Here is a 12,184-nt window from a genome sequence, read left to right as displayed (position 1 = left end):
GCCCGACCGCAGGGCACACGGTAACCCCGCCCTCGCCGGGCCGCTCGGGCAGCAGGTGAGAATGGGGTCGATGAAGCCACATGTGACGCCCGTGACGTGGACGCTGGTGGTGCCGCTGAAGCCTCTCCCCCGGGCCAAGAGCCGGCTGGCGGGCGCCCGGAGCGGCCCGGCCCTGCCCGCGCTCGCGCTGGCGTTCGCGCAGGACACGGTCACGGCAGCGCTCGCCTGCCGCGCGGTGAGCGGTGTGGTGGTTGTCACGGACGATCCGCTGGCCGCCGACGAGCTGCGCTCCCTGGGCGCCTGCGCGGTGCCGGACCCGCCGGGCGGAGGGCTGAACGCCGCGCTCGCGCACGGAGCGTCCGCGGCCCGCGCCGCAGACCCCGGTGCCGCCGTCGCCGCGCTCAACGCCGACCTGCCGGCACTGCGGCCCGCGGAATTGGAGCGGGCCCTGAATACGGCCGCCGGATTTCCGCGCGCTTTTCTTCCCGACGCCGCGGAAATCGGCACCACGCTGCTCACCGCCCTCCCCCGCACCACACTTTCCCCGGCTTTCGGCGGCCTCTCCCGGGCCCGGCACCGGGCCTCGGGGGCGGCGGAACTGCCGGTGGCGGGGGTGCCCAGCGTGCGGCAGGACGTGGACACGCCCGCGGACCTGGCCGCGGCGAACGCGCTGGGCATGGGCGGCTTCACCACCGCGCTGCTCGCCGGCCCCGTCCCGGACCCGGGCCGCTAGGCTGCGGGTATGCAGGCCACGGCGTACACCTACGATCCGGCGTCCCGATCCGGCAGTGTGCTGCTGGACGACGGCACACCGCTCCCCTTCGAGGCTCCCGCGTTCGACGCGGGCGGGCTGCTGCTGCTCCGCCCCGGACAGCGGGTGCGGATCGAGACGGAGGGCGAGGGCGAGGCACGCCGGATCACCGTGGTGACGCTGCAGACCCTGTAGCCGGCGCTGCCCGGCAGCGGATGCCGTGGTGCCGCGCCGAGTGCGCGCGGGGCGCTGCGTCCCGTGAACGCCGCAGCGGGCGCCGCCCCGCGGTGGGATGCCGGGGTTGCCCACGCGGGGTGCTCGCCGGCACCGCGGCGCTCTCGTACGCCCCGGTGCGCTGCGGCGAGCGCCCTCGGAGCCCGGGGCGCGCCTCCGAGCGTGCGCGTCTCCGTCGCCCGGGACCGCTCGCCATCCGGTCGCCGCCCGCCGCTGTCGGGGCAGGGCCCGAGAAGCCGGAGGCCGTGTGTCATGGCTCCCGGGAAGCAGAACAGGGCCTGCCCCCGAGTGCCGTGGACCGGAGCCGGGAGGGCGGGGGCCGGGGAGCGGAGACCGGCAGGCCAGGGCCCGCAGCCGGAACGGCCGGGCCGACGACGGGCGACGGCGGACCCGGCGCTGAGAACGGGCAGAAGCGAGGAGCCGGGAACGGACAGGCCAGGAGCCGGAGCCGGGAACGGGCAGGCCGGGGGCCGGCAGGCCGTGGACATGCCGCGGGCCGGGCTCCCCCGAGGGAGCCCGGCCCGGCGCTGGCGTCGCGGCGTGATGCCGCGTGGTCCGCTCGCCGCTGGTGGCGTGCGCCGCCGGCGGGAGGGATCGTTTCCCCGCTCAACCGCGGGGGGCGAGTCGCGTACGGACGAGCCGCGGTACGCGGCTCACCGCCGACGCGAGGTGGTCTTCTTGGCCGTGGTCTTGCGGGCGGCGGTCTTGCGCGCGGGAGCCTTCTTGGCGGTGCTCTTGCGCGCCGGGGCCTTCTTGGCCGTGGCGGCCTTGGCCGGGGCCTTCTTGGCGGTGGTCTTCTTGGCCGCGGCGGTCTTCGCCGGGGCCTTCTTCGCCGCCGCCTTCTTGGCCGTGGCGGCCTTCTTCGCCGGTGCCGCCTTCTTCGCCGGCGTGGCCTTCTTGGCCGTGGTGGCCTTCTTCGCCGCCGCCTTCTTGGCACCCGCCTTCTTGGCCGTGGCCTTCTTGGTGGCCGTGCCGCCGGAGAGGCTGCCCTTGGGAGCCTTCTTGACCGCGACATCGTTCTTGGGGAGCTTCTTCGCGCCGCTCACCAGGTCCTTGAATCCGGCACCGGCGCGGAAGCGCGGTACGGAGGTCTTCTTCACCCGGACACGTTCTCCGGTCTGCGGGTTGCGGGCGTACCGGGCCGGGCGGTCGACCTTCTCGAAAGAGCCGAAGCCGGTGACCGAAACTCGCTCACCGGCGACGACCGCACGAACGATCGCGTCCAGGACCACATCGACCGCGTCCGCGGCCTGCTGGCGTCCACCGAGATCATCTTGGATAGCTTCAACGAGCTGCGCCTTGTTCACGTCTTCCCCTTCGGAGACATTGCCGGAACGAATGTGTTCAGCTTTTTCGCACGCTAGGCAGATATATACCGCAAATCAAACACGAAACGGGCGAATCACCCTTGTGCCGCAACGAACTCGCCCGTCACGGAGTTCCGTCCATGCGTACGCCCCCTGCCGCGGCGCTGAACCGCCCCTCGTCGATGTCGGCCATCAGGCGCTCCAGACGCCGTTCGGCACCGGCGAGATCGTGCTTGGAAGCCGCGGTGATGACGAGCAGCCTCCGGGTCAGTGGCACCCGTGCGCTCTGCGGGATGTGCGGGGAGCGCACCCGCGAATGCGCCTCCTTCAGTCGGGCGGCGAGTCGGTCGTAGAGCTCCAGTTGACCGTCGCGTTCCATGCGGTGATTGTGCCATTGGGGGTGAGTTGTCGCTTCCAGCGGGTCAGCGTGCGGCGGGGACGTACCAGGTGTGGGCCCCAACTCCGCCGGGAAGGAGCCGTGTTGGCACCTCCCGGCGAAACGTGCGGGCGAGTCGCGAACAGCACTGTGTCTCAGTGCGACAGGAGCCTGCGTCAAGACTAATTCACGTCATTCGTCAGCGCACGTGTGTGCGCACACGTGGCCCCGGCGCGGCGCCGCCCCGGGGCCGCCGCGCCCCCCCGGTGGAGCGGCTGGTACCCCTTCCCTCCGCCGATCCGCCGCAGGCCCGCCACGCAACAGCAGCGCGCCCCCGCCGGGTGCGGCGGGGGCGCGGAGAGCGCTTTTTGAGGGGGGCTCAGCCCTGCGGCGCCCGACACGGGCGCGGGCAGGTCAGGCAGCCGTCGTGCGCGGCTTGAAGGCCGCCCGGGAGCTCTCGAACTCCGCGATGGCCTCTTCGTTCTTCAGGGTGAGACTGATGTCGTCCAGCCCCTCCAGCAGACGCCAGCGGGCGTTCTCGTCCAGTTCGAAGTCCGCGTCGACGCCGGGCGCCAGCACCTTGCGCCGGACCAGGTCCACGGTCACCTCGGTGGCCGGATCCGCCTCCGCCAGCCGCCACAGTTCCTCCACCGTCGCCTGCGGCAGCACCACCGTGAGCAGGCCGTTCTTGAGCGAGTTGCCCCGGAAGATGTCGGCGAACCGGGAGGAGACGACGGCCTTGAAGCCGTAGTTCTGCAGCGCCCAGACCGCGTGCTCCCGGGAGGATCCGGTACCGAAGTCGGGGCCGGCGACGAGCACCGTGCCGCCCCGGTGAGCGGGCTGGTTGAGGACGAACTCCGGGTCCTTGCGCCAGGCCTCGAAGAGGCCGTCCTCGAAGCCGTCGCGGGTGACCTTCTTGAGCCAGTGGGCCGGGATGATCTGGTCGGTGTCGACATTGCTGCGGCGCAGCGGGACGGCCCGGCCGGTGTGTGTGGTGAAGGCTTCCATCAGTGCGTCTCCCTTGAGCTTCCCGGACCGTCAGACCGCGGCCGGCTCGCGTACATCGGCCAGGTCGGCGGGCGAGGCCAGGTGGCCCAGCACCGCCGTCGCCGCCGCCACCTGGGGTGAGACCAGATGGGTGCGTCCGCCCTTGCCCTGGCGGCCTTCGAAGTTGCGGTTCGAGGTGGAGGCGGCGCGCTCACCGGGCTGGAGCTGGTCGGGGTTCATCCCCAGACACATCGAACACCCCGCGTGCCGCCACTCGGCTCCGGCGGCGGTGAACACCGCGTCCAGCCCCTCCTCGACGGCCTGCAGCGCGACCCGCACGGAGCCGGGCACGACCAGCATCCGGACACCGTCGGCCACCGTGCGCCCCTGCAGCACCGCGGCGGCCGAACGCAGGTCCTCGATCCGGCCGTTGGTGCACGAGCCGACGAAGACGGTGTCGACGGCGACCTCGCGCAGCGGCTGCCCGGCGCTCAGCCCCATGTAGTCCAGGGCCTTCTCCGCCGCGTAGCGCTCGCTGGGGTCCTCGAAGGAGGCCGGGTCCGGCACCGCGTGCGACAGCGGCGCGCCCTGTCCGGGATTGGTGCCCCAGGTGACGAACGGCGCGAGCTCGGACGCCTCGATGACGACCTCGTGGTCGAAGACCGCGTCCTGGTCGGTGCGCAGCGTCTTCCAGTAGGCGACCGCCTCGTCCCAGTCCGCGCCGCGGGGGGCGTGCTCCCGGTCCTGGACGTAGGCGAAGGTGGTCTCGTCCGGGGCGATCATCCCGGCCCGGGCGCCCGCCTCGATGGACATGTTGCAGATGGTCATGCGGGCTTCCATCGACAGCTTCTCGATGGCCTCACCCCGGTACTCGATCACATACCCCTGTCCCCCGCCGGTGCCGATCCTGGCGATGACGGCCAGGATCAGGTCCTTGGCGGTGACGTCCTCGGGCAGCTCACCGTTCACGGTGACCGCCATGGTGCGGAACGGCGCCATGGGCAGCGTCTGGGTCGCGAGCACGTGCTCGACCTGGGAGGTGCCGATACCGAAGGCCAGCGCGCCGAACGCGCCGTGGGTCGAGGTGTGGCTGTCCCCGCAGACCACGGTCGTGCCGGGCTGGGTCAGGCCGAGCTGCGGCCCGACCACGTGCACGACGCCCTGTTCGACGTCGCCCAGCGGGTGCAGCCGCACCCCGAAGTCCGCGCAGTTCTTCCGCAGGGTCTCCAACTGGACCCGGGAGACCGGGTCGGCGATCGGCTTGTCGATGTCGAGGGTGGGGGTGTTGTGGTCCTCGGTCGCGATGGTCAGATCCGTGCGCCGCACGGCACGGCCCGCCTTGCGGAGTCCGTCGAAGGCCTGCGGGCTGGTCACCTCGTGGAGCAGGTGCAGATCGATGAAGAGAAGGTCCGGCTCGCCTTCCGCTCGCCTGACGACATGGTCGTCCCAGACCTTCTCCGCGAGTGTGCGTCCCATCGCATTCCCTCCGGTCGGCAGCGCCGCCGACCACATGTCGAGATCAGTACCTCCCCCGGCCTGCGGCCGGGGGACCCCCGCGCAGCGGCGGCCCGTCCCTCAAGATTGGCGGTTCGCCGGGAAAATTGAACTTGCGTTTCACAGTTTGAGACGTGAGTATCGACGCATGGACAACTCTAGCGGCGTCGGCGTTCTCGACAAGGCAGCTCTGGTACTGAGCGCTCTGGAGTCCGGTCCGGCCACCCTCGCCGGGCTGGTCTCCGCGACCGGTCTCGCGCGCCCCACGGCGCACCGGCTCGCGGTGGCTCTCGAACACCACCGCATGGTGGCCCGCGACATGCAGGGCCGGTTCATCCTCGGTCCCCGGCTGGGCGAGCTGGCCGCGGCGGCGGGCGAGGACCGGCTCCTGGCGGCGGCGGGCCCGGTGCTCACCCACCTGCGCGATGTGACCGGCGAGAGCGCGCAGCTCTACCGCCGCCAAGGCGACATGCGCATCTGCGTGGCCGCGGCGGAACGCCTCTCCGGACTGCGGGACACCGTGCCGGTCGGCTCCACCCTGCCCATGAAGGCGGGCTCGGCCGCGCAGATCCTGATGGCCTGGGAGGAGCCCGAGCGGCTGCACCGCGGGCTGCAGGGCGCGCGCTTCACCGCCACCGCGCTGTCCGGTGTGCGGCGCCGGGGCTGGGCCCAGTCGATCGGCGAGCGGGAGCCGGGTGTGGCGTCCGTCTCGGCGCCCGTGCGCGGCCCGTCGAACCGTGTGGTGGCCGCGGTCTCCGTCTCCGGGCCCATCGAGCGGCTCACCCGCCACCCCGGCCGGATGCACGCCCAGGCCATCGTGGACGCGGCGACCCGGCTCAGCGAGTCGCTGCGGCGGCCGGGCGCGATCTGAACCGCCCCAGCACCGCGCCGTACCCCGGTCCGCCGCTCCCCGCCCGGCCTTCCGGCGGGTCAGGCCTCGCGGGATGCGGCCGACAGCCGCTGGGCCGCGCGGTCCCGCTGCGGTGTGACGGGCGCGCTGCCGTGGGCGGCGGCCAGCCCGTAGAGCGGCATGTCGAAGTAAATGCTCTCGTGCGCCCCGGCCGGGACGGCATACGTCTCGTGCCAGCTCCCGACCGCTCCCCTGCCCTCCCGGGCCCGGCGGTTGAAGGCGGCCCAGGCGGGTCTGTGCGCACGTGTGGAGTCGGCGGCGTAGGCCAGCAGCTTATCCGTCGACTCCCAGTACTGGATCACCGCGAACTCGCGCGGCCCGCTGGTGACGACCCTGCTCGCGAGCAGTCCGGCGGCCGGATCGGCTCGCAGCTCGCGCAGCATCCGCGGCATCGCCGTGAACACCGGGAGCCAATGGCGCAGTGCCCGGAAGCGGTTGATCCGCATGCCGATGAGGAAGACGGTCACGCCACCCTCGGTGCCGGTGGTGCGGCGCCCGTGCTGTACCCGACTCGTCATCTCATCCCCAGACGTCGTGAAAGCCTCCGCGGGCGAACGCCCCGGATGATTAGATAGTGCCACTCTCCAATCAACAGCGCCAGCCGGAATCGAGGACCAGAGCCCATGCGCATGGCGGAGTTGAGCGAACGCAGCGGGGTACCGACCGCGACGATCAAGTACTACCTGCGGGAAGGGCTGCTCCCCCGTGGACACCGGGTCAACGCCACCCAGGCCGAGTACGGCGAGGACCATGTGCGCCGGCTGCGGCTGGTGCGGGCGCTGATCCAGGTGGGCCGGATGCCGGTGACGACCGCCCGCGAGGTGCTGGCCGCCGTGGACGACGCATCGCTCTCCCAGCACGAGCGGCTGGGCACGGCCGCCTGGGCGCTCCCCCGGCCCGTACCGCCGCGACAGGCCGACACCGGAGCCGGGGACGCCGGTGACGCAGCCGCGGCGCGGCGCGAGGTGACCGCGCTGCTCGACGGACTCGGCTGGCAGCAGGCCGGCCCCGACTCCCCACCCGGACAGGCGCTCATCGAGGCCGTGGCCGCGCTGACCCGGCTCGGCTATCCGTGCACCGCAACGCATCTGGCACTGTTCGCACGGGCAGCCGAGCGCACGGCGGGGGCGGAACTGGATTTGCTGGAGAGTTTTCCGGACCAGGAGGCACAGGTGGAGGCGAGCGTGGCGCTGACCGTGCTCTACGAACCGGTGCTGCTGAGTCTGCGGCGGCTCGCGCACGTGGAGGAGTCAGCGCGCCGGTTCGGGGCCACGGACTGACCGGCTCAGGGAGGGCTCGGGGGCGGAGCGGAGGCGGCACGAAGAAGGCCCCGCACCTGGGTGCGGGGCCTTCTTCGTGATCGAGTACCCCCGACCGGATTCGAACCGGCGCTACCGCCTTGAGAGGGCGGCGTGCTAGGCCGCTACACAACGGGGGCCCTATCTGTGATCCCACCCGGGTCAGCCGACTTCGGACGGAATCCGTACCCCCGACCGGATTCGAACCGGCGCTACCGCCTTGAGAGGGCGGCGTGCTAGGCCGCTACACAACGGGGGCCTCGATCTCGCAGAACGTGAACGCTTCCGAACAGAACGCGGATCTTGCTGGGCTACCAGGACTCGAACCTAGACTAACTGAACCAGAATCAGTCGTGCTGCCAATTACACCATAGCCCACCGAAACGCAACCCCCTGGGGGATTTTGTCTGGGTGACCGCCGTGCGGTTCCGGCCCTTTCGGCCTGCCCCGTTCGGCGACAGACAGAACATTACCTGATCGAGGACGGTGCTCCAAAACGAGTTCCCGGCGCCCGTTCCGGGGCACCGTCCCCACCTCGGCTGCTACGAACCGAGCTTGGCCAGGGCCGCGTCGACGCGCTCCAGGGTGCGGTCCTTGCCGAGCACCTGGAGGGACTCGAACAGCGGCAGGCCGACGGTTCGGCCGGTGACGGCCACTCGCACCGGGGCCTGGGCCTTGCCCAGTTTCAGCCCGTGCGCCTCCCCCGCGGCCAGGACGGCCTCCTTGAGCGACTCGGCGGACCGCCAGTCGGCGGTGTCCAGCCGGGCACGGGCCGTGCGCAGCAGGTCGGCCGAGCCCTCCTTCATCGCCTTCTGCCAGGACTTCTCGTCCTCGACCGGCTGCTCCAGGAAGAGGAAGTCGACGTTGTCGGTGATGTCCGAGAGGACCGTCAGCCGGGTCTGGGCCAGCGGGGCCAGTTCCTCGAAGGCCTGCTGGGAGAAGTCCGCCTCGTCCCAGGGCGCGTGCGGGGCCTTCAGCCAGGGCTCGCAGGCGGCGATGAAGTCCTTCAGCGGCATCTCCCGCAGGTGCGTGGCGTTGATGGCCTCGCACTTCTTCAGGTCGAAGCGCGCCGGGTTGGCATTGACGTCCCGGATGTCGAAGGCGGCGACCATCTCCTCCATCGAGAAGATGTCCCGATCCTCGGAGATCGACCAGCCGAGGAGGGAGAGGTAGTTGAGCAGCCCCTCGCGCAGGAACCCGCGCTCGCGGTAGAGGTTGAGAGAGGACTGCGGGTCGCGCTTGGAGAGCTTCTTGTTGCCCTCGCCCATCACGTACGGAAGGTGCCCGAACTCCGGGACGCGCCGCGCCACGCCCAGCTCCATCAGGGCCCGGTAGAGCGCGATCTGCCGGGGCGTGGAGGAGAGCAGGTCCTCGCCGCGCAGCACGTGCGTGATGTCCATCAGGGCGTCGTCGACCGGGTTGACCAGCGTGTACAGCGGCGCGCCGTTGGCGCGCAGGATGCCGTAGTCGGTGACGTTCTCCGGCTGGAAGGTGATCTCGCCGCGGACCAGGTCCGTGAAGGTGATCGGCTCGTCCGGCATCCGGAAGCGGACGACGTGGCTGCGCCCCTCGGCCTCGTAGCCGGCGATCTGCTCGCCGGTCAGCTCGCGGCAGCGGCCGTCGTACCCGGAGGGGCGCCCGTCCTTGCGGGCCTGCTCGCGGCGCTGGTCGAGCTCCTCCGCCGTGCAGTAGCACGGGTAGGCGTAGCCGCCCTCCAGCAGCTTGCGCGCGATGTCCGCATAGCTGTCCGTCCGCTGGGACTGCCGGTAGGGGCCGTGCGGGCCGCCGACCTCCGGGCCCTCGTCCCAGTCGAGGCCCAGCCAGCGCATCGCGTCCAGGAGCTGCTCGTAGGACTCCTCGGAGTCCCGCGCCGCGTCGGTGTCCTCGATGCGGAAGACCAGGGTGCCGCCGGTGTGCCGGGCGTACGCCCAGTTGAAAAGGGCGGTACGGACCAGACCCACGTGGGGGTTACCGGTCGGGGAGGGACAGAAACGTACGCGGACGTCCGTGCCCGCGGTCGCGTTAGTCACGCTTGATCACCTTATTGGTGAGAGTGCCGATTCCTTCGATGGTGACGGCGACCTCGTCGCCGACGTTCACGGGGCCGACCCCCGCGGGGGTGCCGGTGAGGATGACATCGCCCGGCAGCAGGGTCATGGCCTGGGTGATGTGGACGATCAGATCCTCGACGGGCCTGATCATCTCGCTGGTACGGCCCAGCTGGCGCTGCTCGCCGTTGACGGTGCACATGATGCCGACGTCGGCGGCGTCCAGCTCGGTCTCCGTCCAGGGGCCCAGCGGGCAGGAGCCGTCGAAGCCCTTGGCGCGGGCCCACTGCTTCTCCGTGCGCTGCACGTCACGCGCGGTGATGTCGTTGGCGCAGGTGTAGCCGAGGATGACGTCCTTTGCCCGCTCGCGTGGCACGTCCTTGCACAGTCGGCCGATGACCACCGCCAGCTCCGCCTCGTGGTGCACCTCGTTCGAGAAGGACGGGTAGCCGATGGGGTCGTTCGGGCCGATCACCGACGTGGACGGCTTGAGGAAGGTGACCGGGACCTCGGGGACCTCGTTGCCCAGTTCCTTCGCGTGCTCGGCGTAGTTCCTGCCGATCGCGACGACCTTGTTGGGCAGGGTCGGCGGGAGGATCCGGACCTTGCTCAGGGGCAGCTTCTGACCCGTGCGCTCGAACTCGGCGAAGGGGTGGCCCTTGATGATGTCCAGGACGGGGCCCTCCGGGCTGGAGGGCTCGCCCTCGACGACGCCGAACCCTACGGTTCCGTCCAGGGAGAATCTTGCGATGCGCACAGAGGTCCTTCGCTGCGGGTCCGATGGCTGAGACCCCCAGCGTATTCCACCGGTCGCGGGGCCCGGGGACGGGTTCTCCCGGCTCCCGGCCGACCTCGGCTCCGGCCCGCGGGGCCGCCGCCGCCCGGCACCGGAGGGCTCCGCCGGAGGGACCGGCCCGCCGGGACGCCACCGCGTCCCGCCGGGCGCAGCACGCCGCGGAGCGCGGTGCTCAGCGCAGGCGCGCCATCAGGGCATGCTCCACCAAGGTGATCAGCGCGCTCTTGGCGTCCGCGCGGTGCCGCGCGTCGGTGGTGATGATGGGCGCGTCGGGGCCGATCTGGAGGGCTTCGCGGACCTCTTCGGGCGCGTAGGGCTGGTGCCCGTCGAACCCGTTGAGCGCGATCACGAACGGCAGTCCGCTGTTCTCGAAGTAGTCCACCGCCGGGAAGCAGTCCGCCAGCCGGCGGGTGTCCACCAGCACCACCGCGCCGATCGCACCCCGCACCAGGTCGTCCCACATGAACCAGAACCGGTCCTGACCCGGCGTACCGAACAGGTAGAGGATCAGGTCCTGGTCCAGGGTGATCCGGCCGAAGTCCATCGCCACCGTCGTGGTGGTCTTGTCCGCCGTGTGGGTCAGATCGTCGATACCGGCCGAGGCAGAGGTCATCACAGCCTCGGTGCGCAGCGGGTTGATCTCCGAGACCGCACCGACGAAGGTCGTCTTGCCCACGCCGAAACCGCCGGCCACCACGATCTTCGCGGAGGTCGTCGAGCGGGCTGTCGTACCCCCGACGGGCCCGGCGCTAGAGCTTCCGAAGTCCACTGAGCACCCTTTCGAGCAGTGTCACGTCTGGTTGACCGTCGGCGGTGGTCTCGTCACCGCCCGGCTGGTGGATGGCGACGAGTCCGGCCTCGGCCAGGTCGGCGACGAGGATCCGGGCGACGCCGAGCGGAATGGTCAGAAGTGCTGAGATCTCGGCGACCGACTTGATCTCGTAGCACAGGCGGCAGATCCGCTGGTGCTCCGGGAGCTGGCCCTGGAGCTGAGCGTTCTCCGCCGTGGTGTGCACCAGCGCCTCGATGGCGAGCTGGTAGCGGGGACGGGTCCGGCCCCCCGTCATCGCGTAGGGGCGCACCAGCGGCTGCTGCGGCGGCGGTGGCTGTTCGGCGGCGCGCTGGGTGCCGGCCGTCCTGTCCGCGTGACCGGGCTGCACCGGCTGGATACGGGTCTGCGGGTTCTGCCGCTGCGGTTCCTGCTGCTGCGGGTGCCGCTGCGGGGGCTGCGCGCCGTAGGGCGACTGCCCCGCGTGCTGCGGCGGCCGGCCGTGCTGCGGCGGCTGTCCGCCCTGGGGCGGCTGCGGCCGGCCGTCCGGCCGCTGGACGTACTCGCTGGGCGCGGAGGGGAAGTTGAAACGGTTGAGGAAGGGCGCGTCCCCGCCCGGGGCCGCGGCCGATCGGACGTCCTCCGGCTGATCGGAACGACCACTGCCGTACGACGACGGACCTCCTGGGGGCGTTGCCACGATTCCTCCTCCGACTCACGGACATACGACCGTTGCGCTCACGGCACCTTATGGCGCCCGGCGGCGTTCCGCACTGCCGTGGGCCAGTTGTGCCCTAGTTGAGAAGACTGCCCTGCAGCTCCGCGCGCAGATCCGGGGTGAGGACCCCGCCGGCCCGGTCGACCAGCAGTGCCATCTCGTACCCCACCAGACCGATGTCGGCCTCGGGATGGGCGAGGACGGCCAGCGAGGAACCGTCGGAGATGGACATGATGAACAGGAATCCCCGCTCCATCTCCACAACCGTCTGGTTGACCCCACCGCCCTCGAAGATCCGGGACGCGCCCGCGGTCAGCGAGGTGAGCCCCGATGCGACCGCCGCCAACTGGTCGGCGCGGTCGCGCGGGAAGCCCTCGGACATCGCGAGCAGGAGTCCGTCGGCGGAGACCACCACCGTGTGGGACACCCCGGGGGTGTTGTCCACGAAGTTGGTGATCAACCAGTTCAGGTTCTGCGCCGCCTGGCTCATCGGGCT

Annotated in this window: 14 protein-coding genes and 3 tRNA genes; 4 read left to right on the top strand and 13 right to left on the bottom strand. The window is 71.4% G+C overall.

Annotation, left to right across the window (positions count from 1 at the left end):
• The first annotated feature begins 61 nt into the window (after positions 1-61).
• Together cofC and ACFYMO_RS14320 are read left to right on the top strand one after the other, a co-directional pair.
• On the top strand, positions 62-733 hold the full coding sequence (gene cofC / locus ACFYMO_RS14325) for a 2-phospho-L-lactate guanylyltransferase (protein ID WP_366770215.1): 672 nt from the start codon (positions 62-64) through the stop codon (positions 731-733).
• A gap of 9 nt (positions 734-742) precedes the next feature.
• The gene (locus ACFYMO_RS14320) at positions 743-946 is read left to right on the top strand and encodes a hypothetical protein (RefSeq protein ID WP_019355795.1); all 204 of its coding nucleotides are present in this window, start codon (positions 743-745) and stop codon (positions 944-946) included.
• 692 nt (positions 947-1,638) lie between these two features.
• Here the strand turns inward: ACFYMO_RS14320 and ACFYMO_RS14315 are convergent.
• From ACFYMO_RS14315 to leuC, 4 genes are all read right to left on the bottom strand, one after another.
• A complete protein-coding gene (locus ACFYMO_RS14315) occupies positions 1,639-2,292 on the bottom strand; it encodes an HU family DNA-binding protein (protein WP_366770216.1) in 654 nt (217 codons plus the stop codon).
• 124 nt (positions 2,293-2,416) lie between these two features.
• Positions 2,417-2,671: a hypothetical protein gene (locus ACFYMO_RS14310; protein WP_388546439.1), complete on the bottom strand. Its 255-nt coding sequence runs from the start codon at positions 2,669-2,671 to the stop codon at positions 2,417-2,419.
• Positions 2,672-3,082: 411 nt separating this feature from the next.
• The gene (gene leuD, locus ACFYMO_RS14305) at positions 3,083-3,676 is read right to left on the bottom strand and encodes a 3-isopropylmalate dehydratase small subunit (RefSeq protein ID WP_366770218.1); all 594 of its coding nucleotides are present in this window, start codon (positions 3,674-3,676) and stop codon (positions 3,083-3,085) included.
• Positions 3,677-3,706: 30 nt separating this feature from the next.
• On the bottom strand, positions 3,707-5,131 hold the full coding sequence (leuC, locus tag ACFYMO_RS14300) for a 3-isopropylmalate dehydratase large subunit (RefSeq protein WP_366770219.1): 1,425 nt from the start codon (positions 5,129-5,131) through the stop codon (positions 3,707-3,709).
• Between the two features lie 166 nt (positions 5,132-5,297).
• Here leuC and ndgR point away from each other — a divergent pair, with 166 nt between their 5' ends.
• On the top strand, positions 5,298-6,020 hold the full coding sequence (gene ndgR, locus ACFYMO_RS14295) for an IclR family transcriptional regulator NdgR (protein WP_019355790.1): 723 nt from the start codon (positions 5,298-5,300) through the stop codon (positions 6,018-6,020).
• A gap of 59 nt (positions 6,021-6,079) precedes the next feature.
• Here ndgR and ACFYMO_RS14290 read toward each other — a convergent pair whose 3' ends face one another.
• Positions 6,080-6,577 carry a DUF4188 domain-containing protein gene (locus tag ACFYMO_RS14290; RefSeq protein WP_366770220.1) on the bottom strand — a complete coding sequence of 166 codons (498 nt, stop codon included), beginning with the start codon at positions 6,575-6,577 and terminating at the stop codon, positions 6,080-6,082.
• Positions 6,578-6,682: 105 nt separating this feature from the next.
• Here ACFYMO_RS14290 and ACFYMO_RS14285 point away from each other — a divergent pair, with 105 nt between their 5' ends.
• Entirely contained in the window at positions 6,683-7,339 is a 657-nt protein-coding gene (locus ACFYMO_RS14285; RefSeq protein WP_366770221.1) for a MerR family transcriptional regulator, read from the top strand.
• An 85-nt stretch (positions 7,340-7,424) separates the two neighbouring features.
• Here ACFYMO_RS14285 and ACFYMO_RS14280 read toward each other — a convergent pair.
• The 8 genes from ACFYMO_RS14280 to ACFYMO_RS14245 form a co-directional block, all read right to left on the bottom strand.
• Positions 7,425-7,497: transfer RNA gene (locus ACFYMO_RS14280), tRNA-Glu, on the bottom strand.
• A gap of 46 nt (positions 7,498-7,543) precedes the next feature.
• Positions 7,544-7,616: transfer RNA gene (locus ACFYMO_RS14275), tRNA-Glu, on the bottom strand.
• Positions 7,617-7,663: 47 nt separating this feature from the next.
• Positions 7,664-7,735, bottom strand: a tRNA-Gln gene (locus ACFYMO_RS14270).
• A 164-nt stretch (positions 7,736-7,899) separates the two neighbouring features.
• A complete protein-coding gene (gltX, locus tag ACFYMO_RS14265) occupies positions 7,900-9,387 on the bottom strand; it encodes a glutamate--tRNA ligase (RefSeq protein WP_366770222.1) in 1,488 nt (495 codons plus the stop codon).
• On the bottom strand, positions 9,380-10,162 hold the full coding sequence (locus ACFYMO_RS14260) for a fumarylacetoacetate hydrolase family protein (RefSeq protein ID WP_366770223.1): 783 nt from the start codon (positions 10,160-10,162) through the stop codon (positions 9,380-9,382). The genes gltX and ACFYMO_RS14260 overlap by 8 nt, the downstream gene beginning before the upstream one ends.
• A gap of 211 nt (positions 10,163-10,373) precedes the next feature.
• Entirely contained in the window at positions 10,374-10,970 is a 597-nt protein-coding gene (locus ACFYMO_RS14255; RefSeq protein ID WP_026004493.1) for an ATP/GTP-binding protein, read from the bottom strand.
• Complete coding sequence (locus tag ACFYMO_RS14250; RefSeq protein ID WP_366770224.1) at positions 10,951-11,670, bottom strand: DUF742 domain-containing protein; 720 nt, start codon at positions 11,668-11,670, stop codon at positions 10,951-10,953. The genes ACFYMO_RS14255 and ACFYMO_RS14250 overlap by 20 nt, the downstream gene beginning before the upstream one ends.
• A 94-nt stretch (positions 11,671-11,764) precedes the next feature.
• Positions 11,765-12,178 carry a roadblock/LC7 domain-containing protein gene (locus tag ACFYMO_RS14245; RefSeq protein ID WP_037785233.1) on the bottom strand — a complete coding sequence of 138 codons (414 nt, stop codon included), beginning with the start codon at positions 12,176-12,178 and terminating at the stop codon, positions 11,765-11,767.
• Between the last annotated feature and the right edge of the window lie 6 nt (positions 12,179-12,184).

This window comes from Streptomyces sp. NPDC007025, from assembly GCF_042869455.1.
In the GTDB taxonomy this organism is placed as follows: Bacteria; Actinomycetota; Actinomycetes; order Streptomycetales; family Streptomycetaceae; genus Streptomyces.
The sequence above is the reverse complement of the archived record's forward strand: the minus strand, read 5'-3'. Positions and strand labels throughout refer to the sequence as shown.

Coding starts and splice junctions, on each gene's coding strand:
- ACFYMO_RS14285 (WP_366770221.1), top strand. CDS start 6,683: ATGCGCATGGCGGAGTTGAGCGAACGCAGCGGGGTACCGACCGCGACG.
- ndgR (WP_019355790.1), top strand. CDS start 5,298: ATGGACAACTCTAGCGGCGTCGGCGTTCTCGACAAGGCAGCTCTGGTA.
- ACFYMO_RS14290 (WP_366770220.1), bottom strand. CDS start 6,577: ATGACGAGTCGGGTACAGCACGGGCGCCGCACCACCGGCACCGAGGGT.
- leuC (WP_366770219.1), bottom strand. CDS start 5,131: ATGGGACGCACACTCGCGGAGAAGGTCTGGGACGACCATGTCGTCAGG.
- leuD (WP_366770218.1), bottom strand. CDS start 3,676: ATGGAAGCCTTCACCACACACACCGGCCGGGCCGTCCCGCTGCGCCGC.
- ACFYMO_RS14320 (WP_019355795.1), top strand. CDS start 743: ATGCAGGCCACGGCGTACACCTACGATCCGGCGTCCCGATCCGGCAGT.
- ACFYMO_RS14245 (WP_037785233.1), bottom strand. CDS start 12,178: ATGAGCCAGGCGGCGCAGAACCTGAACTGGTTGATCACCAACTTCGTG.
- cofC (WP_366770215.1), top strand. CDS start 62: ATGGGGTCGATGAAGCCACATGTGACGCCCGTGACGTGGACGCTGGTG.
- ACFYMO_RS14310 (WP_388546439.1), bottom strand. CDS start 2,671: ATGGAACGCGACGGTCAACTGGAGCTCTACGACCGACTCGCCGCCCGA.